General features: G+C 65.8%; 1 protein-coding gene. It reads right to left on the minus strand.

The features are described 5' to 3' along the window. Window positions 1-168 precede the first annotated feature (168 nt). Window positions 169-573 (minus strand): terminase gpA endonuclease subunit (locus H261_RS22995; protein ID WP_008622945.1); only part of this gene is annotated, 405 nt, incomplete at its 5' end.

Here is a 573-nt window from a genome sequence, read left to right on the forward strand (position 1 = left end):
CCGCTGATCATGTCGGTGTAGGAGGCTTCCAGCCGGGCCAGTTCGGCTGTGAGCCGGGATCTCTCGTCGGGCGTCATGGAATATCTCCGGTACCGTGAGGGGCGCCCTGCGGATGGACGGATGCCGTTCGGCGCCAACCGCTAGGAGGGCCGGGCCAGCCCTGTAGTGTTATGCCAGCCGGTCCAGGGGATCGGCCTTTGATGCCGGCGGCGTTTCGGCCGCTGGGCGGGATGGTGTTGGCGGACGAGCCGCCAACAATTGATGTTCAAGGTCCAGTTGCGTACCGACCGCGTCGGGCGGTGCATCACGCTCGGCGATCAGCAATTCCCAATCGCTGTCGTTCCAGCGGGTCCATCCCTTGAGCGTGGCGGCGGCCTCGGCGTAGTTCGTGGTATCGAGCGCCTCGTTGGCGAGGCCCTTCCGAACCGTCCACCTGAACACCTTGCGGCCACCCCGAGTGGCGACTTCCTCGCGCCGCTCCGAGGTCAACTGCTCGAAGTACTCGATGCCGAGCCCACGGGCGAAGCCGACATAGCCACGCGCCAGGGGATCGTCCCGCTTGAGGAATTCGTA

The sequence above is a fragment of the Paramagnetospirillum caucaseum genome (genome assembly GCF_000342045.1).
GTDB classification, from domain to species: Bacteria; Pseudomonadota; Alphaproteobacteria; order Rhodospirillales; family Magnetospirillaceae; genus Phaeospirillum; species Phaeospirillum caucaseum.